Raw genomic sequence first — 18372 nt, forward strand, 5'->3', positions numbered from 1 at the left:
TCTCCTCGGAAGAAGTGGGTTACTGCCGTGGTGCTTCAAAGACGACGGTCGCGGCGATCGGCACGCGCGCCACGCGGGCGTACCACCGGCCCGCCTCGTAGCTGAGCGCGAGCGCCGCATCGGTGCGTGCGTCGTAGACACGCTCGATCGGTCCGTCGATCGCCAGCGCGATGCCGACGTCGTGCAGCGGGATCGGATCCTCGACGTACTCGATGCCGCCTCTGCCCCGCCGCAACGGCGAGTAGTTGACGACATGCACGATCCAGCGCTCACCCCGCTGCGCGGTGGCGGCCTGGTGCGTAACCGTCACCTCGGCGCTCTGCGGCGCCGAGACCTGCACCAGCTGCTGTGGCAGCAGCCGCGCGACCATGCGGCGAAACAGCTCCCGGTAGATCCAGTAGCTGTGATCGAAGTAGCTCGCGCCGATCGGGAAGCAGAACGCCCCAAGTCCTCCTGCCTGCACGATCGTCGCGAACCGCGTGCGGTCCTGCGGGGGCGCCGACTGCCACCCCTCCTGCCAACGCTGGAAGCGCGCCTCCCCCAAGCGCCCCAGCACGACGACGTCGTCCGCCGCCGCGACCTCCCAGCGGTCTGCCTCGCCGTAGAGCGCGAAGTCGTAGTCGGCGTAGCGCGGCAGCTCGGTCGCGAAGTCGCCGTCGAGCCGGGTGAATGCCGGCTGGAACGGCGAAGCGCCGCGGTAGGCGCCGCGCAGCGCCGCCGGCCACAGCTCGTCGGTCCCGCTCGCGCGCAGCGCGCGGTGCGACGCGATCACCGCCCCGCCGTCAGCCAGGTACGCCGTCAGCCGTGCGGCGAGCGCCTCGTCGACCTCGAGCGAGTCCGGCAGCACGACGAGCCGGTAGCGCTCGAACGCCTGCGCGACGTCGACCACGTCGAACTGCAGCTGGCACTCCGCCATCAGCTTCGCGAGCCCGCCGATCGCGGCCGCGTGCGCGGCCGGGAACTCCGTGCCCCCGAGGTCGGCGAGATGCGCCAGCGGCGGACCGTCGACGACGATCGCCGCCTCGGTCGCCGGCACGGCGCCCTCCAGCCACGGCTCCAGCCGCTCGATCTCCGCGTACGCCTCGCCGATCGTCGCGTAGGTCGCCGCGTCGAGGCCGGCCGTCGGCAGCGGCTGATCGCCGATGTCGCAGCGAACCGCCTGCCCGACGATGCCGGCCAGCTCGGTGCGCAGCTGCGTCGGATGCTTGAGCCCGCCGTAGTCGCCCCACGCCGTGTGGAAGCGGCCGCTCATCCCGTAGACGGAGCGGCCCAGCGTGCGCGCGTAGCGCGCATGCAGCGGGAAGTAGCCGTAGCCCCAGCCGCCCGTCGGCAGCGCCTCGATGTCGATGTTGTCGACGGCGTCGAGGCGGTCGCCGACGCCGAGCACGGCGAGCGTGTTGTACTCGACCTGCAACGCCGGATCGATGCCGCGCACGTGGGCGGCGAGCCGCCGCAGCAGTGACGCGTGCAGCTCGCTCTTGTGCTGGCGCTGGACCGCCTCGTCGAGCGGGTCGAGGCCCGCGTCGCGCAGCTGCTCGAGGCAGCGCCAGCAGAAGCACTCGCCCGCGATCGGATAGACCATGTCGAACCAGACGCCGTCGACCTCGGCGTGCCGCAGCAGCTCGCTCGTCTGCGCCATCGCGCGCTCGGCGACGGCGGGGTGCGACATGCACAGCGCCGACCACATCGGCGACTCGCCGAGCTGCGGCAGGTAGCTGGTGCGGTCGCGCTTGAACGCGAGCCACTCCGGATGACGCTCGGCGGCGTACTCGTCCCAGCCGATCGACAGGTACGCGTACGCCTTGATGCCCGCCGCGCGAGCGGCCGCGGCCTGACGGCCGACGAGGTTCGGCGCGACCAGGCCCGGATGCACCGGGCCGGCCTCGCTCGGGAAGAACGCGTAGCCGTAGGTGTTCTTCGCGCACAGCACGACGGCATCGACGTGCGCGGCTTGCAGCGTCGCCGCGAAGGCGTCGGGATCGAACCGCGCGCCGACCTCGCCAACTGCCGCGTCCATCTGGAAGTCGAGGTGGATCTTGCGCCACGGGCGCGCCGGAAGCGCGCGCTGGCGTTCGTCGATCCAGACCTCTCTCGCACCGGTTGACACGGGGTGAATGTATCTCACTGTGATCTATCTATCAAGTTGTGATGTATGCGGATCGATCCGATACGCCCGCAGAGCGGTCTCGGAGAAGAGCGCGGAGCGCTCGGCGGGACTGGCCTCGCCGGCGATCTGCTCGTATGCGGACCACAGGCCGTCGTAGGAGGCGCAGCTGCGATCGACCGGGAAGTTGCTGCCGAACATGCAGCGGTCCGCGCCGAAGATCTCGATCGCCTCGCGTACGCGAGGCGCGACCGTCTCGACGGTCCACGTGGGCGAGACGAACGCCATCGCGGAGAGCTTCAGGACCGACCGCGGCACAACCGCGGCGAAGCGGCGGAGGCCATCGCGCCAGACCTGCAGGTCGGCCCCCTCCTCCGCCGGCGGCAGGCCGGTGTGGTCGACGACGACCCGCAGGTCGGGCACCGCCGCGCAGACGTCGGCCGCCTGCGCCAGCTGGTGCGGCCAGGCGAGCAGGTCGAACGACAGGTCATGCGCGGGCAGCCGTGCCAGGCCGGCAGCCCACGCCGGGTCCGCCAACATGTTCTCGCGCGGGACGTCGGCGCGCGTGGAGGCCGGGTCGAACCAGACCTCCTGCCGGATCCCGCGCACGATCTGATGCGCGCAGTGGCGCTCCAACAGACGGTCGAGGCCGGCGGCCCGCAGGTCGGCGTAGGCGACGTGCACCAGCGGCGGCAGCGCCGGCCCCAGCGCATCCGCGAGGCCGGCGATCCACTCCGTCTCCAGCACCGGATCGAGCGCGTGATCGACCTCGGCCTGCACGTGCACCAGCGCGGCCGGCTCGCGGTCGGCGACCTCCGCGAGCAGGTCGCCGGGGAGGTAGTCGGAGGCCAGCTCGGGGAAGTCCGCGAGCCATGGATAGTGGAACCGCTCCAGGTCCCAGAAGTGCAGGTGCGTGTCGACGAACGGGAGGGCGGTCATCGTCCAGCGCTCCCTAGGAGGCGAACTCGTGCGCCGCGGTGCCCTCGGCGCTCGTCGCCAGCAGGCCGCCGTCGACGGGCAGGTCCGCGCCGGTGACGAACGAGGCGGCGTCGGACGCCAGGAACGCGATCGCCTCCGCGACCTCCTCGGGCTCGGCGCAGCGCTGCAGCAGGCAGTAGGAGCCCCACACCTTCTCCCAGCGCTCGCGGTCGCCGCCGGCGCCGCGGTCGAGCACGTCGGTCCAGATGAACCCGGGGCTGACGCTGTTGACGCGCACCCCGCGCGGGGCGAGGTCGAGCGCCTGGCAGCGCGTCAGCTCCAGCACCCCGCCCTTGCTCGCGTTGTAGGTCCAGCGGTTCGCCTGCGCGACGTGGCCGGAGATGCTGGCGACGTTGACGACCGCCGGATGGGCGGAGCGGCCCAGCGCGTCGGCGGCCAGCGCGACCAGCTGCGCCGGCGCGAGCAGGTTGACGTCGAGCGTGCGGCGCCACTGCTCCTCGGTCGCGTCGAGCCCGCCGAGCAGGAAGACCGCGGCGTTGTTGACGAGCACGTCGAGCGCGCCGTCGGGACCCGCGGCCGCGGCGATCATCTGCGCCTGAGCCGCCGTGTCGGTGATGTCCGCCACCAGCGGCGTGAAGCGCTCGCCGAGCGCGTCGCGCTGGCGCGCGAGCCCGTCGCCGTCGACGTCGACACCGGTGACGAAGGCGCCCTCCTCGACGAACCGCCGCGCGGTCGCCGCGCCGATGCCGCCGGCCGCGCCGGTCACGAGCACACGGCGCCCGGCGAACCGCGCCGCGGCGACGGGGTCGGCCAAGGAGGACGGGTCGTGATAGGTCGTCAGCGAGACGATCCGCTCGCCGTCGGTGCGCATCAGGTTCACGCCCGCGAGGCCGCGGCGGTTGCCGGCGCCGTCGCCGAAGACGGCGCTCCACTCGATCGCGGCCTCCTCGTCGGTTCCCATCACGCGCCCGAGCTCGACCTCCAGCCGCGGAAACGCCGCGGCGCTGGCGGCGTAGAAGCCGCGGATCTGCTCGTGGCCGCGCAGGTTGACGCCGGGCCCGACCCAGGTCGCGTCGGGGCTGAAGAACTCGACGATCCGATCAGGATCGCGCGACTCCTCAGCCTGCCAGTAGACGCGCGCGATCTCTTCGATCGTGCTCATGCTCTCTCCTCGTTTCGATGGGACGTGGTGCGTGGTGATGCGATGCGGCTAGGGGAAGTTCGGGCGCTCGCGCTCGACGATCTCTGCCATCGCGTCCCCGAACTGCTGCGGTGAGAGGTCACCGGCGCTGAGCGCCTGGACCTGCTGCAGGTAGGGATCGCGCAACATGCCGGGGACGGTGATGTCGGTCACCGGGCCCAGCTCGCCGACCGACGTCAGCAGGCGCGTCAGTCTCGCCTGCAGGCCGCCGCCCTTCGGCTGCGGATCGGCCGCGACGCTGAGCTGGTCGGTCGCGTTGGCGTACGCGTCGGCCTCGGCGCCGAACTCGTTCAGGAACGCGGCGACGAGCGCCGGGTTGGCCGCCGTCGCCTTCGTCGTCGCGGCGAGCGCCGAGACGCCGCCGACGATGCCCTCGGCGGACGCGGTCGAGCGCGTCGCGCCGGGCCCGTCGGGCATCGGCGTGACCTCGACCGCGAAGTCGCCGGCCTCGCTCGCGATCTGCGGGGCGAACCAGGTGCCGGTGAAGGTCAGCCCGGCTCTGCCTCTGAGGAACAGCGCCGATGCCTGCGTGTAGTTCATGCCGGTGAAGCCCTTCGGGAAGCAGTCGGCGTCGACCAGCTCCGCGAAGCGGCTCGCGCCTTCGACGATCGGCTCGTCGGACCAGCTCGCGCCCCCGGTGCCGTAGGTCGCGTCGGCGACGGCCTTCGCGCCCCCGTACTGGTAGATGAGCGTGTCGACCCAGTGGCCGGCGGTCCACTGGTCCTGGCCGCCGTCGCCGAACGCGATCGGCACGACGCCGGCGGCGCCGAGGACGCTGCAGACGCCCAGCAGCTCGTCCCAGGTTCTCGGCGGTCTGAGGCCGTGCTCGGCGAGCAGGTCGACGTTGTCCCACATCGCGAGCACGTACCAGTAGTCCGGCACGCCGTAGAGCGCGCCGTCCGGCGCCGTCAGCGGCTCGAGGCTGGCCGGGGCGTAGTCGCCCCTGTCGACGAGGTCGTTCAGCGCCGCGATCTTGCCGGTGCGGACGAACTTGTCGAGGTACTCGCCGGTGTCGGTGTGGAACAGGTCCGGCTCGTCACCGGAGGTGAACGCCGCCAGCACCTTCGTGAAGTACTCCTCCGTCGAGTAGGTCGTGAGGTCGACCTCGGCGCCCGGGTGTCTGCGCTCGAAGCGCTCGACGAATCTCTCCCACCAGGCGCGCTCGGCCGGCGCGGTCGGGGCGAACCAGTACGTCAGCTTGCCCGTGACCTTCTCACCGTCAGCGACCGTCGCGGTCCGCCCGGCGGTGCCGGAGGTGGACGACGAGCCGTCGTCGCCGCAGGCGCCGAACGCCGCGACGAGGCCGGACAACGCCACGGCGAGCACCGCGCGACGACCGCGGCTGACAGCAGAGATCTCCATCTTGGCGTCCTTTCTCGAGCTTCGGGTCATCCCATCGCCAGCCCGCCGTTGACGTCCACCAGCGCGCCGTGCACGAAGCCGGCCCGCTCGGAGGCGAGCATCGCGACGACGTCCGCGACCTCCTCCGGGCGGCCGTTGCGGCGCAGCGGCGTGCCGCCCGCCAGCTGCGCCTTCGCGGCGTCGCCCATCACGCCCGTCATCGGCGTGTCGATCACGCCCGGGGCGACGCAGTTCACGGTGATCCCGTGCGGGCCCGCGGCGTGCGCGAGCGAGCGGGTCAGCCCGACGACGCCCGCCTTGGAGGCGACGTAGGCGGGGCCGGCGAGCCGTCCGCCGTTGCGGGCCGCGATCGAGGCGAGCGTGATCACGCGGCCCCAGCCGCGCGGGCGCATCGCGGCGATCGCGGCCTGCGCGCAGAGGAACGTGCCGCGCAGGTTCACGGCCATCACCTGATCCCATCTGTCCGCGTCGACGTCGTCGAGCGCGCCGGTCTCGTAGATCCCGGCGCAGGCGACGAGCACGTCGAGCCGGCCGAAGCGCTCCAGCGCCGCGTCGACCACCCGGCGCCCGCCGTCGGCGCTCGCCACGTCCGCCTCGACGGCGAGCCATCCCTCGGGCAGCTGGCCCGCGGGCGCTGGACGCAGGTCGGCCGCGACGATCTCGCAGCCCTCCTGCGCCAGCGCCCGCGCGCATGCCGCCCCGATCCCGCTCGTGGCGCCGGTGATCGCGGCGACGCGTCCCGACAGTCCAAGGTCCATTCGATCCCTCCGGTCAGGCGGACGCGAGCTGGCCGAGCCAGCCGCCGTCGATCGTGTAGGCGCCGCCGACGATCGCCGTCGCGGCGTCGCTGAGCAGGTAGAGCACGAGGTCGGCGACCTCCGCCGGCTCGATCAGGCGCCCGAGCGGATGCCGGCGCCCGGCCTCGGCGAGCATCGCGCCGGGGTCCTCCGGCGCGTGCTCGCGCGCGACCGCCTCCAGCATCGGCGTGCGCATCGAGCCGGGCAGCACGCAGTTCACGCGCACGCCCTCGCCGACGTGGTCGAGCGCCATCGTGCGCGACAGCGCGACGACGGCCGCCTTCGACGCGGCGTACGCGGCCCCGCCGGGATCGGCCGCGTGCGCGTAGACGGACGCGACGTTGACGATCGCCCCGCCGCCGCGCGCCCGCATCGCCGGCACGGCGTGCTTGGCGAGCAGGAAGCAGCTCTTCACGTTGGTGTCGAAGACGAGGTCCCAGTCGCTCTCGGGCAGCTCAGGAGCGGCGCCCAGCCGCAGCACGGCGGCGGCGTGCGCGAGCAGGTCGATTCCGCCGTGGGCGGCGACGACCTCCTCGACGGCGCGCTTGACCGCGGCGCCGTCGCTGACGTCGGCGACGATCGCCGTCGCGCGTCCTCCGGCCGCCTCGACCTGCGCCACCGTCTCCGCGAGCGCCTCCGCATCGCGCCCGACGACGCCGACCGCGGCGCCCCCGGCGGCAAGCGCGACCGCGATCGTGCGCCCGACGCCGCTGGAGCCGCCGGTCACGAGCGCGACCTTGCCGCCGAAGCGGGTCATCGCCGCTCCAGGATCTCGGCCGCGATCCGCTCCGCGCCGGGCAGGAAGGCATCCTCCAACGGCGGGCTGTACGGGACGGGGCCGTCGGGCGTCGCGATCCGCCAGGCGTCGTCGAGGTCGCCGAGCGCGTGCTCGACGACGCGGGCGATCGTCTCGCCGGCCCAGCCGCCGGTCAGCGGGCCCTCCTCGACGACGACGAGACGGCTCGTCTTCGTCACCGAGGCGACGATCGTCTCGACGTCGAGCGGGCGGATCGTGCGCAGGTCGATCACCTCCGCCTCGACGCCCTGCGCCGCCAGCGTCTCCGCCGCCGCGAGGCTGTCGTGGACGCCCTTCATCACGCTGACGATCGTCACGTCGGAGCCCGCGCGCACGACCGCGGCGCGACCGAGCGGCAGCAGCGCGCCGCCGCCCGCCGGCAGCGCCGGCCCTCTCGTCGAGTAGAGCCGCTTGTGCTCGAAGAAGACGACGGGGTTGTCGTCCTGGATCGCCGCGCGCATCAGCCCGTAGGCGTCCGCCGGCGTCGACGGCGCGACGAGCTTGACGCCCGGGATGCCGTGCAGCCATGAGACCGGCATCTGCGAGTGGATCGCGCCGAAGCGGCCGCCGGCGCCGACGACGCAGCGGATCACGAGCGGGCAGCCGTGCTCCCCGTCGAGGAAGAGGAACTTCGCCGCCTGGTTGACGAGGCTGTCCATCGCCAGCGGCAGGAAGTCGCCGAACATGATCTCCAGCACCGGCCGCATCCCGCAGACCGCGGCGCCATAGGCGGCGCCGGCCATCGCCAGCTCGGAGATCGGCGTGTCGAAGACGCGCCCGTCGCCGTATCTGTCGTGCAGGCCCGGCGTGACCGCGAAGACGCCGCCGGCGACGGCGACGTCCTCGCCGAACACGATCACGTTCTCGTCGCGGTCCAGCTCGGCGTCGAGCGCGTCGCGAATCGCGGTGCGGAACTCGAGCGCGCTCATCGCGCGGCTCCCGTGCTCGCGCTCGCGCGGTCGCCCAGCTGCTCGGCGAACTCGGGCGGCAGCGTAGCGGGGTCGGGCCACGGCGCTGCCAGGCCGCGCTCGCGCGCGGCCTCCAGCTCGTCGGCGACGGCGCTCTCGATCGCGTCCAGCGCGGCGGGCTCGACGCCCTCCCGCTCCAGCCGCGCCCGTGTCAGCACGAGCGGATCGCGCTCTCTCCACCGCTCCAGCTCCCCCGCCGGGCGATAGCGCGCGGGATCGCTGCGCGAGTGGCCGACGAAGCGATAGGTCTGCGCCTCCAGCAGCGTCGGCCCCTCCCCCGCCCGTGCCCGCTCGACCGCTCGTCCGGCCGCCTCGCGCACGCTCCAGACCTCCATCCCGTCGACCTGCTCGGCCGGCACGCCGAGCGAGACCGAGCGGCTGAGGATGTCGCCGCCGCTGACCGCCTCGGTCAGCGTGTACTCCATGTAGAGGTTGTTCTCGCAGACGAACAGGACCGGCAATCTGAAGACGTGCGCGAAGTTCAGGCACTCGAAGAAGTAGCCCTGGTTGGTCGCGCCGTCACCGAAGTACGCGACCGCGACGCCGCCCTGCCGGCGCACGGCCATCGCCGCTCCCGTCGCCGCCGCGATCGAGCCGCCGACGATCCCGTAGCTGCCCATGTAGCCGTGCCGCATCGAGGTCACGTTCATCGAGCCGGAGCGCCCGCCGTTGATCCCCGTCGCACGGCCGAGCATCTCGTCCAGCAGCTCGCTGGCGCCGACGCCCTGCGCCAGCGCGTGCCCGTGGCCGCGGTAGGTCCCGGCGACCCGATCGCGCTCGTCGAGCGCGCTCGACACGCCGACCGCGACTGCCTCCTGACCGCTGTACAGGTGCGTCGTCCCGTACACCTCGCCCTTCAGGAAGAGCGACTGGATCAACTCCTCGAAGCGGCGGATCCGCGTCATCTCGCCGTACAGGCCCAGGAACAGCTCCCGCTCCTCCTGTCTCCAGCCGGCGTTCGCCGTGCGCGTCGCTGTCATCGCGGGACCTCTCATCTGCGCAGCAGGTGTCGGTAGCCGAACTGCAGGCCGGCGCCGCGGACGATCCGGCGGCACTCCCAGTTCGCCTGGCAGGCCTGCTCGAAGGTCGCTCTCGGCAGCAGCGTGTTGTCGCGCACCTCGACGCTCTCGGGCTCGCCGCAGCCCCAGTTGGGCACGTCGTCGTCCCAGAAGTTGTCGGCGATCAGGGTGTTGCGGATCTGCGGCAGCGCGCAGCCGCCGAACGCCGCGCCGTTGCGGTAGGAGACGTTGCCGAGCACTCTCGTCCAGTTGCCGGACTCGTCGGTGTAGAGCCCGATCGGGCCGACCGGGTCGCTGTCGTGGACGACGTTGCCGCGCACCAGCGCGGCGTCGGCCCACGACGTGCCCTGCGCGCCCGAGGTGTAGATCGCGCCGCCGTCGTGGAGCGTTCTGGTGACGTCGAAGACGAGGTTGTCGAGCACGCGCGCACCACGCGTGATCAGGTCGGCCGGCGTGCCCGCCTGGTCGTCGGCGACGCCGGTGAAGACGATGCCGGAGTACGGCACGTGGTCGACCTGGTTGTGCGACACCGTCGTGTCCTGAGCGCGCACGACGTTGATGCCGGGCGAGCCGTGGTACTCGACGCCGATGTCGTGCACCCAGTTGTTGTCGATCACGTTGCCGCGATTGGTCCCGCTCGTCTCGGGGTTGAGGACGCCGAGCACGATCCCGCCGCCGGAGACGTCGCTGAAGACGTTGCCGCGCACGACGTTGTGGGAGCTGTTGCGCGACAGCTCCAGCGCGACGGCGCCGAGCTGCGTGAAGCGGTTGCCTTCCAGCTCGATCCGCTGCGCGCCGTGGAAGGCGACGTTGCCCGGAACGGTCTTCGCCTCTCTGCTGATCCCGAACAGCTCGTCCGGCGGGTCGCCGTTCTCGTAGACGTTCGCGAAGATCTGCGGGAAGCCGGTCGGCGCGTTCGGCGCCAGCCACGTCGCGTGCGACAGCGTCAGGCCCTTGAAGGCGACGTCGTGCAGCGGTGCGCTCGCCGTGCCCTCACCGGAGATCAGCGTCTGCAGCACCGGCGCGATGACGCGCGCCGAGCTCATCTCCTCGCCGCTGCGCGGCAGGTACGAGAGGACGTGATGGCCCGCGACCGAGCGGTCGAGCGAGAAGCTGCCCGGCTCGCTCAGGAAGCTCGCGCTGTTCTCGACCGCGGTCGGGTCGATCAGCTCGAAGACGTAGCCGCCCCATTCGCCCGAGTAGAGCTTCTTCGCCCAGCGGTAGCAGGGCTGCTCCATCGTGATCGTCGAGGAGGTCGCGTCGCCCGTGATGCTCTCGACCTGGCAGCGCGCCTCCGACCACGGGTAGGCGCCCTGGTAGACCAGCTCGACGTCCTGCGGGTCGGCCCACGCCTGCGGCGCGACGCTGTCGGTCACGTAGCCGGTCGTCGTCGCGGTCAGTCTGCCCGGGAGGCCGCCGCCGAGCGCGGCGCGCGTGGCGCGACGGCCCTCGACGTACAGCTGGCGCGTGTCGAGGTCGCCGACGTCGGCCTGCCAGATCGGGCTGCCCGCGCTCGCGCGCTGCCAGCCGGAGATGCGGCGGCCGCCGCTGACGACGACCGGCTCCTGCCAGCGGCTGCCGTATCCGTGCGCCTGATAGACGACGTCGTGGCCGTTCTGGCCCGAGTCGCCCGCCGTCGCCGACAGCTCCAGCGGCGCGCTCAGCGTGTGCGTGCCGCGCCGCAGGTTGACGACGACGTCGGTTCTCATCGCGGCCGTCAGCGTGCGCACCTGCTGCTGCGCGCGCTGCAGCGTCGCGAACGGCTGCTGCTTGGTGCCGGGCCAGGCGTCGCTGCCGGCCGGGGAGACGTAGAGCTGCCGCGGCTGCGGCGTGGTCGCCTCGGCGCTCGCGCATGTCGCGGCCAGCAGGCCGATCGTGACGATCGCCCCGGCCATGGCACGGCAAGACCGCCGGCGCTGGCCGGCAGGAAGCCCGTTCACGTGAATCTCCTCTCGAACCCCGACCGCGAGCGCGTGCTCGCGGTCACCTGTCACAGCTCGATAACTGTATCGCTATCTGATAATCACGTCAAGGTGTGACACGCTCGATCGCGACAACGGGGATCTCCCGGCCGGCCTTCTCCTGGTAGTCCGCGTAGTAGGGGAACAGCTCGACCATCAGCCTCCACAGCGGCTCGCGCTCCTCGCCCACGACGGTGCGCGCGCGGGCCGCGAAGCGGTCGCCTCTGACCTGGACGTGGATCTCCGGATTCGCGTCGAGGTTGAGGTACCACGCCGGGTGCGTACCGGAGCCCGCGAAGGAGCCGATCAGCAGGTACGTGTCGCCCGAGCGGCCGAAGATCAGCGGCGTGCTGCGCGGCTCGCCCGATCTACGGCCCGTGGTCGTCAGGATCAGCGTCGGCCAGCTGTCGATCCAGTAGCCGTCCTCACCGTCGGTCGCGAGATAGCGCGCGACGTGCTCGGCAGCCGACTCGCGGATCTTCGCCTTCGCTCTGGGGGTGGGTCGTCTGCTCATGCAAGCGCTCCTTCGATCGTCGACTGCGACGAGTGGATCACGGCGCGTCCCGCTCCAGGACGGCCGGCAGGTAGGGAAAGACGTCGGGGCTCAAGCGTGCCCAGGCGGGGTGACGGTCCAGCCGCCGCTCCAGCTCGCGCACGCTCTCCAGCGACCGTCTGAGCTTCGCGTGGACGTCGCCGCCGACGGTGTAGCCGAGCAGGTGCAGCGGTCCCTCGTAGCCGGCGTCGCGCAACCCGCCGAGCACCGCGAAGGTGTCCAGCTCGCCCTCGTCGAGCAGGTGATGGGCCGGCACGGCGCCCGCCACGCGCGTCGCGCCGGAGAGGTTCGCCGAGGCGAGGTGCGGTGCCGCTGCGGCGAGCGTCGCGGTCAGGTCGCGGCCATCGGTCGCGTACCAGTGGTAGGCGGAGAAGGTCACCCGCAGCAGCGGATGCGCGAGTCGCTCGCAGAGGCGGACCGCGTCCTCGGTCCGCTCCATCCACCACGACTCGTGCGGATAGAGGGACAGCTCGATCGAGCGCTCCTCGGCCGCGGCGAGCAGCCTCTCCAGCACGGGCAGCACGCGCTCGTCGCCGCGCGGATCCGACGGCGCGACCCCCTCCCCGCCGGAGAGGATCGCCAGCTCCAGCCGGCGCGAGCCGTCCAGCTCGTCGCGCAGCAGCCGCTCGATGCGGCGCAGGTGCGCCGCGTCGCCCAGCTCCTCGACGTAGGTGAAGACCGACGTGACGTCGATCCCGAAGCGCTCGCGCACGCCGCCGAGCCGCGGCACCGTCGCCCACGCCGGTTCGCTCCACAGCATCACGAGCATGCCGTCGTAGCCGAGCTGCTGCAGCATCTCGCAGCGGACGTCGAACTCGTACGTGCCGAGCGAGTGGTAGAACCACAGATCCATCGCCGAGACCCGGTATCGCATGGTCACTCCGCCGGCTTCGGCAGGTTCGGGCGCTCGGTCTCCGACGCATCCTCCATCGCCTGCGCGAACTCCTCGGGCGACAGCTCGCCGGCCGTCAGCGCCTGGACGTTCTGGTAGTAGTCGTCCAGCACCGCCGCGGGCAGCGTCACGTCCGGGACGGCCGCCAGCTCGCCGACGGTGTTGAGCATTCTCGTCAGCTGCGCCTGCAGCGGCCCGCCCGTCGGATTCGGCTCGACCGCGACGCTGAGACGCGCGTTCGCGTTCGCGAAGTCGTCGACCGCCGCGCCGGCCTCGTCGAGGAACGCCTTCACGAGCGCCGGGTTGTCGTCGACCGCCTTCGTCGTCGCCGCGAGCCCGAAGACGCCGCCGACGATGCCGTCGAGCGCCTCGGTCGAGTTGACGGCATCCGGTCCGTCCGGCAGCGGCGCGGTGCCGATCGCGAATCTCTCGCCGCTGCTCTCGTACTCCGACGTCAGCCACGCGCCGGTGAAGATCATCGCGGCCTTCTGCTGCAGGAACTGCGCCGACATCTGCGCGTAGTTCATGCCGGTGAAGCCCTTCGGGAAGCAGTCGGCGTCGATCAGCTGCCGCAGCCGCGCGGCCGCGTCGACGAACGCCGGATCGGTCCAGCTCGCGCCGTCGGTGCCGTGGGTCGCGTTCGCCGCGATGCCCGCGCCGCCGTACTGGTAGAGCAGCGTGCCGAGCAGGTGCGCGGCCGTCCACTGGTCCTGTCCGCCGTCGCCGAGCGCGATCGGGGTGACGCCCTCCGAGCTGAGCGTGCCGCAGGCGGTGAGCAGCTCGTCCCACGTCCGCGGTGACGCGACGCCGTGCTCGGCGAGCACGTCCTCGTTCTCCCACAGCAGCAGGATGTACCAGGCGAGCGGAATGCCATGGATCTCGCCGCCGGGGCCGGTCAGCGGCTTCACCGCGGCCGGCTTGAAGTGACTGAGGTCGACCATGTCGTTGAGCGGCGCGACCTTGCCGGTGCGAACGAACTTGTCGAGCTCCTCGCCGGCGTCGGCGACGAACACGCCCGGCTCGTCACCCGAGGAGAACGCCGCCAGCAGCTTGGTGAAGTACTCCTCCGTCGAGTAGGTCGTGAACTCGACCCTGGCCCCGGGGTATCTGCGCTCGAATCTCTTGATCAGCCTGTTCCACCACGCTCTCTCGCTCGTGGCGGTGAGGCTGGACCAGAACGTCAACGTGCCCTCGACCGGCTCGCTCGTCTGGGTCGTGGTGCTCGCCGACGTCTGTCCCGTCGCTGCCCCGGATCCCTCTCCGTCGCTGCCGCAGCCGGCCAGCAGCAGCGCGACGAGCACGATCGATGCGGCGGTCAACAGCCGCCGTCCTGCGACGAACCAATTCAGCATGACCTCTCCTATGCCTGGAAGACGACCGCCGCGGCGATCGCGAAGGGTCCGACGGTGGTGCGCCAGCGGCCGGCGGCGCGATCGAGCGCCAGCCGTTCGCCGGTACGTGCTTCGTAGACCTCGATGACCGGCTGCTCGATCGCGAGCGCGACCTCGACGTCGTGCAGCGGGATCGGATCCTCGACGTACTCGATCCCGCCTCTGCCCCGCCGCATCGGCGAGTAGTTGACGATGTGGACGATCCAGCGCTCGCCGCGCGCGGGCGTCGCGACCTGGTGTGTCACCGTGACCTCGGCGCTGCGCGGCGCGGACGTGCGCACGAGCGGCGCGGGCAGCAGCCTCGCCACCAGCCGCTCGAACCGCTCGCGGTCGGCCCAGTGCGAGCGCTCGAAGTAGGCGCCGGCGAACTCCGGCTGGAGCACCGCGCCGCCGCCGTCGCGGTAGCTCGCCAGCCGCGCGGCGAGCGCGTCGTCGAGTTCCAGCGAGTCCGGCAGCACGACGAGCCGGTAGCGCTCGAACGGCTGCGTCGTGTCGACGACGTCGAACTGCAGCTGGCACTCGGTCATCAGCTTCGTCAGCCCGCCCAGGGCGGGCGCGTGCGCGGCCATCACGGTGCCGTCCTCGCCGAGCGACGCCAGCCGCGCGCCGCGCGGCCCGTCGACGACGATCGCCGCCTCGGTCGCCGGCACCGCGCCCTCAAGCCACGGCTCCAGCCGCTCGATCTCCGCGTACGCCTCGCCGATCGTCGCGTACGTCGCCGCGTCGAGCGCCGCGCCGGGCAGCGGCTGGTCGCCGACGTCGCAGCGCAGCCCCTGCGCGACGATGCCGGCCAGCTCGGTGCGCAGCTGGATCGGATGCTTGAGCCCGCCGTAGTCGCCCCACGCCGTGTGGAAGCGACCGCTCATCCCGTACACCGAACGACCGAACGTGCGCGCGTAACGGGCGTGCAGCGGGAAGTAACCGTAGCCCCAGCCACCGGTCGGCAGCGCCTCGATGTCGATGTTGTCGAGGTACTCGACACGCTCGTCGAGCCCGAGGCAGACCTGGCCGTTGTACTCCGCGCGCGCGTCCGGGCGGATCGCTCTGATGTGGCCGGCCAGGCGTCGCAGCAGCTCGCTGTGGAGCCGGTGCTTGTGGGCGCGCTGGACGTCGCGGTCGAGCGGATCGAGACCCGCGTCGCCCAGCTCGGCGAGGCAGCGCGGGCAGTAGCACTCGCCGCCGGCCGGGAAGACCATGTCGAACCAGATGCCGTCGACCGGATAGCGCTCGAGCACCTCGCTGACGTGCGTCAGCGCGACGTCGAGCAACCCGGGCTGCGCGATGCAGAGCGGGGTCCAGAAGCGCTGCTCGTCGAAGCGCGGCAGGTGGGTCGTGCGATCGCGTCTCCACACGAGCCACTCCGGGTGGCGCTCCGCGAGCAGCTCGTCCCACGCGTAGGAGTAGTACGCGTGGACCTCGATCCCGGCGGCGCGGCAGGCGGCGACCTGCTTGCCGAGCAGGTCGGGCTCGACCAGCCCGGGATGCACCGGACCCGACGGGCTCGGATAGAAGCAGTACCCCTGCGTGTTCTTCGCGAAGACGACGATCGCGTCCACGCGCGCCTCCACGAGCGTCGCGGCGAAGGCGCCGGGATCGAACGCCGCGCCCACCGCCCCGACCGCCGCGTCGACCTGGAAGTCGAGATGGACCTTGCGCCACGGGCGCCGCGGCAGCGCGCGCAGCCGCTCGTCGACCCAGATTGCGGGCACGTCTCTCACCATGGCACGACCATATCTCTATCTGATAGCTCTGTCAAAATACGATAGATATACCGGCCATGATCGCCGACGTCTTCCACTTCTCCTTCACGGTCTCCGACCTGGAGCGCTCGATCCGCTGGTACACCGAGGTCCTCGGACTCGAGCTGGTCCTGCGCCAACGGCAGGACAACGACTACACGCGCACGCTCGTCGGCATCCCCGACGCGGTGCTGGAGATCGCGCAGCTGCGGATCCCCGGCGCCCCGCCGCGCCACTCGACGCACATGCTCGAGCTGGTCCAGTACCTGCGGCCGGCGGGCGACACCGTCGAGCTGCGCACGACGACCGTCGGCGTCGCCCACCTCGCGCTGATGGTCGACGACGTCCACGCGCGCCACGCGCGCATGCGCGCGCAGGGCGTCGTCTTCCGCAACCCGCCGGTCGCGATCGCCGAGGGCGCCAACGCCGGCGGCTTCTCCTGCTACTTCACCGACCCCGACGGCATCACGCTGGAGCTGCTGCAGCCGTCGCCGGCGCGCCTGGCGGCGCTCGGCCTCGCCGGCTGAGCGCTCACCGTGCCGCCTCGAAGACGATCGTCGCGGCCACCGGCACGGCGTCGACCGTCACCTGCCAGCGGTCGTCGCGCCGCTCGCAGGCCAGCGCCACCCCCGTGCGCGCCTCGGTCACGCGCGCGATCGGCGCGTCGATCGCGAGCGCGACCCGCACGTCGCGCAGCGGGATCGGATCCTCGACGAACTCGAGCGCGAGGCTGCGCCGCAGCGGCGAGTAGTTGACGACGTGCACGATCCAGCGCTCACCATGCTCGGACGTCGCGAGCTGGTGCGTGACCGTCACCTCCGCGCTCTGCGGCGCGCTCGTGCGCACGAGCGGGCGCGGCAGCAGCCGCTCGACGACGCGCGCGAACAGCTCGCGGTAGATCCAGTAGCCGTGGTCGTGGTAGCTGGCGCCGAGCGGGAAGGCGAACGCGGCGAGCCCGCCGGCCTGCACGACCGCGGCGTACGGCTCGTCGTCGTCGGCCGTGCCCGGCTCGCGGTCCAGGCGCGGCTCCTCCATCCGCGCGTGGACGACGGCGTCGGCGCCGGACGGCAGGCGCCAGCGGTCGGCGCCGTCGTAGAGCGCGAAGCCGTGGTCGGCGTAGGCCGACGCGTCCCCCAGCAGCTCGGGCGAGATCCGCAGCAGCGCCGGCTTCTCGGCCGCCGCCCACGCGAACGGCGGCGCGCACGGCGACGGCCCGGCGTAGAGCCCGCGCAGCGCCCGCGGCCACAGCTCCTGCTCCCCCGGCACGCGCAGCGACCGCTGCGCGGCGATCACGGTGCCGCCGCCGGCCAGATACGCCTCCAGGCGGGCGGCGAGCGCGGCGTCCACGTCGATCCCGTCCGGCACGACGACGAGCCCGTAGCGATCGAGGTCGGCCGGACCGTCGACGACGTCGAACTGCAGCTGGCGCTCGATCAGCAGCTTCGCCATCCCGCTGACGCTGGGGCCCAGCTCGGTCGGCAGGAAGTCCTCGCCGTCCTCCAGGAACGCGAGCGCGTGCTTCGACAGCTGCCCCAGCGGCGGCGCGTCGACGAGGATCGCCGCCTCCGTCACCGGCACCGCGCCGTCGAGGTACGGCTCGATCCGCTCGATCTCCTCGTACGCCGCGCCGATCGTGGCGTAGACGACCGGGTCCAGCCGCGCCGTGTGCGGCAGCTGGTCGCCGATGTCGCAGCGCAGCCCCTGCGCGACGATCCCCGCCAGCTCGGTGCGCAGCTGCACGGGGTGCTTGAGGCCGCCGGGATCGCCCCACGACTTGAAGAACTTGCCCGTCATCCCGTACACGGGGACGCCGAACGTGCGCGCATAGCGCGCGTGGACGGGGAAGTAGAGATAGCCCCACCCACCGGTCGGCAGCGCCTCGATGTCGATGTTCGCGAGGTACGGTGCGCGCTCGCGCAGGCCGGTCACCGCCTGCGTGTTGTAGTCGACCTGCGCGTCGGGGCGAAGGCCGCGGACGTGCTCGGTCACCGCGCGCACGAACGCGATGCAGCGATCGTGCTGGAAGCGCCGCTGCGCCGCGCGGTCGAGCGGGTCCAGCCCGGCCGCGCGCATGTCGTCGAGGCAGCGATGGCAGTAGCACTCGGCGGCCATCGAGAAGGTCTCGTCGATCCAGATCCCGTCGACGGGATAGCGCTCCAGCAGCTCTGTCGTACGGCGCAGCAGCAGCTCCATCAGCCCCGGATGGCCGATGCAGAGGGCGCTGAAGAGCGGCGGCTCGCCGAGCGGCGGCAGGTACGTCGTGCGATCGCGTCTCCAGACCAGCCACTCCGGGTGGCCGGCGGCCAGCAGCTCGTCCCACGCGAACGACTGATAGGCGTACACCTTGATGCCGGCGGCGCGGCAGGCCTCGACCTGCCGGCCGAGCAGATCGGGCTCGACGAGGCCGGGGTGCGCGGGGCTGACCTCGCTCGGGTAGTAGCAGTAGCCCTGCGTGTCCTTCGCGAAGACGACGATCGCATCGACGTGCGCGCGCTGGAGCGTCGCGACGAACTCGTCCGCGTCGAAGGCGGAGCCGATCCCGCGGATGCCGGCGCCGTTCTGGAAGTCGAGGTGGATCTTGCGCCACGGGCGCGGTGGCAGCTCACGCTGCGTCGGGTCGATCCACAGTCGTCGGTCGTCCATCTGCGTC

The 18372-nt window shown here is 72.2% G+C and carries 15 protein-coding genes; 1 reads left to right on the plus strand and 14 read right to left on the minus strand.

Annotation, left to right across the window (positions count from 1 at the left end; translation table 11 throughout):
- Window positions 1-19 precede the first annotated feature (19 nt).
- From R7226_RS07050 to R7226_RS07110, 13 genes are all read right to left on the minus strand, one after another.
- Window positions 20-2107: an alpha-amylase family protein gene (locus tag R7226_RS07050; protein ID WP_318596341.1), complete on the minus strand. Its 2088-nt coding sequence runs from the start codon at window positions 2105-2107 to the stop codon at window positions 20-22.
- Window positions 2108-2131: 24 nt separating this feature from the next.
- Window positions 2132-3043, minus strand: coding sequence for an amidohydrolase family protein (locus R7226_RS07055; RefSeq protein WP_318596342.1), 912 nt, complete (start codon window positions 3041-3043; stop codon window positions 2132-2134).
- 13 nt (window positions 3044-3056) lie between these two features.
- Window positions 3057-4205 (minus strand): SDR family oxidoreductase, encoded by a 1149-nt coding sequence (locus tag R7226_RS07060; RefSeq protein ID WP_318596343.1) that lies wholly within the window; start codon window positions 4203-4205, stop codon window positions 3057-3059.
- Window positions 4206-4253: 48 nt separating this feature from the next.
- Window positions 4254-5606, minus strand: coding sequence for an ABC transporter substrate-binding protein (locus tag R7226_RS07065; protein ID WP_318596344.1), 1353 nt, complete (start codon window positions 5604-5606; stop codon window positions 4254-4256).
- Between the two features lie 26 nt (window positions 5607-5632).
- Window positions 5633-6364: an SDR family NAD(P)-dependent oxidoreductase gene (locus R7226_RS07070; RefSeq protein ID WP_318596345.1), complete on the minus strand. Its 732-nt coding sequence runs from the start codon at window positions 6362-6364 to the stop codon at window positions 5633-5635.
- Between the two features lie 13 nt (window positions 6365-6377).
- The gene (locus R7226_RS07075) at window positions 6378-7160 is read right to left on the minus strand and encodes an SDR family NAD(P)-dependent oxidoreductase (protein ID WP_318596346.1); all 783 of its coding nucleotides are present in this window, start codon (window positions 7158-7160) and stop codon (window positions 6378-6380) included.
- The gene (locus tag R7226_RS07080) at window positions 7157-8128 is read right to left on the minus strand and encodes an alpha-ketoacid dehydrogenase subunit beta (RefSeq protein ID WP_318596347.1); all 972 of its coding nucleotides are present in this window, start codon (window positions 8126-8128) and stop codon (window positions 7157-7159) included. Before R7226_RS07080 ends, R7226_RS07075 begins: the two co-directional genes overlap by 4 nt.
- Window positions 8125-9147 carry a thiamine pyrophosphate-dependent dehydrogenase E1 component subunit alpha gene (locus R7226_RS07085; RefSeq protein WP_318596348.1) on the minus strand — a complete coding sequence of 341 codons (1023 nt, stop codon included), beginning with the start codon at window positions 9145-9147 and terminating at the stop codon, window positions 8125-8127. The genes R7226_RS07080 and R7226_RS07085 overlap by 4 nt, the downstream gene beginning before the upstream one ends.
- An 11-nt stretch (window positions 9148-9158) precedes the next feature.
- Window positions 9159-11081, minus strand: coding sequence for a right-handed parallel beta-helix repeat-containing protein (locus R7226_RS07090; protein ID WP_318596349.1), 1923 nt, complete (start codon window positions 11079-11081; stop codon window positions 9159-9161).
- Window positions 11082-11214: 133 nt separating this feature from the next.
- The gene (locus R7226_RS07095; protein WP_318596350.1) at window positions 11215-11661 is read right to left on the minus strand and encodes a nitroreductase family deazaflavin-dependent oxidoreductase; all 447 of its coding nucleotides are present in this window, start codon (window positions 11659-11661) and stop codon (window positions 11215-11217) included.
- A 37-nt stretch (window positions 11662-11698) separates the two neighbouring features.
- Complete coding sequence (locus tag R7226_RS07100; protein WP_318596351.1) at window positions 11699-12553, minus strand: sugar phosphate isomerase/epimerase family protein; 855 nt, start codon at window positions 12551-12553, stop codon at window positions 11699-11701.
- Between the two features lie 23 nt (window positions 12554-12576).
- Window positions 12577-13944 carry an ABC transporter substrate-binding protein gene (locus R7226_RS07105; protein WP_318596352.1) on the minus strand — a complete coding sequence of 456 codons (1368 nt, stop codon included), beginning with the start codon at window positions 13942-13944 and terminating at the stop codon, window positions 12577-12579.
- 8 nt (window positions 13945-13952) lie between these two features.
- A complete protein-coding gene (locus R7226_RS07110) occupies window positions 13953-15704 on the minus strand; it encodes an alpha-amylase family protein (RefSeq protein ID WP_318596353.1) in 1752 nt (583 codons plus the stop codon).
- Between the two features lie 56 nt (window positions 15705-15760).
- On the opposite strand from R7226_RS07110, the gene R7226_RS07115 reads away from it, so the two are divergent.
- Complete coding sequence (locus R7226_RS07115) at window positions 15761-16249, plus strand: VOC family protein (protein WP_318596354.1); 489 nt, start codon at window positions 15761-15763, stop codon at window positions 16247-16249.
- A 4-nt stretch (window positions 16250-16253) separates the two neighbouring features.
- On the opposite strand, the gene R7226_RS07120 is transcribed toward R7226_RS07115, so the two are convergent.
- Window positions 16254-18365 carry an alpha-amylase family protein gene (locus R7226_RS07120; protein WP_318596355.1) on the minus strand — a complete coding sequence of 704 codons (2112 nt, stop codon included), beginning with the start codon at window positions 18363-18365 and terminating at the stop codon, window positions 16254-16256.
- Window positions 18366-18372 lie beyond the last annotated feature (7 nt).

Origin of the sequence: Conexibacter stalactiti, assembly GCF_033542075.1 — a bacterium.
In the GTDB taxonomy this organism is placed as follows: Bacteria; Actinomycetota; Thermoleophilia; order Solirubrobacterales; family Solirubrobacteraceae; genus Conexibacter; species Conexibacter stalactiti.

What these genes read in the sequence shown, in the direction of transcription:
- R7226_RS07060 (WP_318596343.1), bottom strand. Translation starts at nt 4,205, where the DNA reads ATGAGCACGATCGAAGAGATCGCGCGCGTCTACTGGCAGGCTGAGGAG.
- R7226_RS07095 (WP_318596350.1), bottom strand. Translation starts at nt 11,661, where the DNA reads ATGAGCAGACGACCCACCCCCAGAGCGAAGGCGAAGATCCGCGAGTCG.
- R7226_RS07100 (WP_318596351.1), bottom strand. Translation starts at nt 12,553, where the DNA reads ATGGATCTGTGGTTCTACCACTCGCTCGGCACGTACGAGTTCGACGTC.
- R7226_RS07120 (WP_318596355.1), bottom strand. Translation starts at nt 18,365, where the DNA reads ATGGACGACCGACGACTGTGGATCGACCCGACGCAGCGTGAGCTGCCA.
- R7226_RS07090 (WP_318596349.1), bottom strand. Translation starts at nt 11,081, where the DNA reads ATGGCCGGGGCGATCGTCACGATCGGCCTGCTGGCCGCGACATGCGCG.
- R7226_RS07075 (WP_318596346.1), bottom strand. Translation starts at nt 7,160, where the DNA reads ATGACCCGCTTCGGCGGCAAGGTCGCGCTCGTGACCGGCGGCTCCAGC.
- R7226_RS07115 (WP_318596354.1), top strand. Translation starts at nt 15,761, where the DNA reads ATGATCGCCGACGTCTTCCACTTCTCCTTCACGGTCTCCGACCTGGAG.
- R7226_RS07105 (WP_318596352.1), bottom strand. Translation starts at nt 13,944, where the DNA reads ATGCTGAATTGGTTCGTCGCAGGACGGCGGCTGTTGACCGCCGCATCG.
- R7226_RS07085 (WP_318596348.1), bottom strand. Translation starts at nt 9,147, where the DNA reads ATGACAGCGACGCGCACGGCGAACGCCGGCTGGAGACAGGAGGAGCGG.
- R7226_RS07070 (WP_318596345.1), bottom strand. Translation starts at nt 6,364, where the DNA reads ATGGACCTTGGACTGTCGGGACGCGTCGCCGCGATCACCGGCGCCACG.
- R7226_RS07055 (WP_318596342.1), bottom strand. Translation starts at nt 3,043, where the DNA reads ATGACCGCCCTCCCGTTCGTCGACACGCACCTGCACTTCTGGGACCTG.
- R7226_RS07080 (WP_318596347.1), bottom strand. Translation starts at nt 8,128, where the DNA reads ATGAGCGCGCTCGAGTTCCGCACCGCGATTCGCGACGCGCTCGACGCC.
- R7226_RS07110 (WP_318596353.1), bottom strand. Translation starts at nt 15,704, where the DNA reads ATGGTGAGAGACGTGCCCGCAATCTGGGTCGACGAGCGGCTGCGCGCG.
- R7226_RS07065 (WP_318596344.1), bottom strand. Translation starts at nt 5,606, where the DNA reads ATGGAGATCTCTGCTGTCAGCCGCGGTCGTCGCGCGGTGCTCGCCGTG.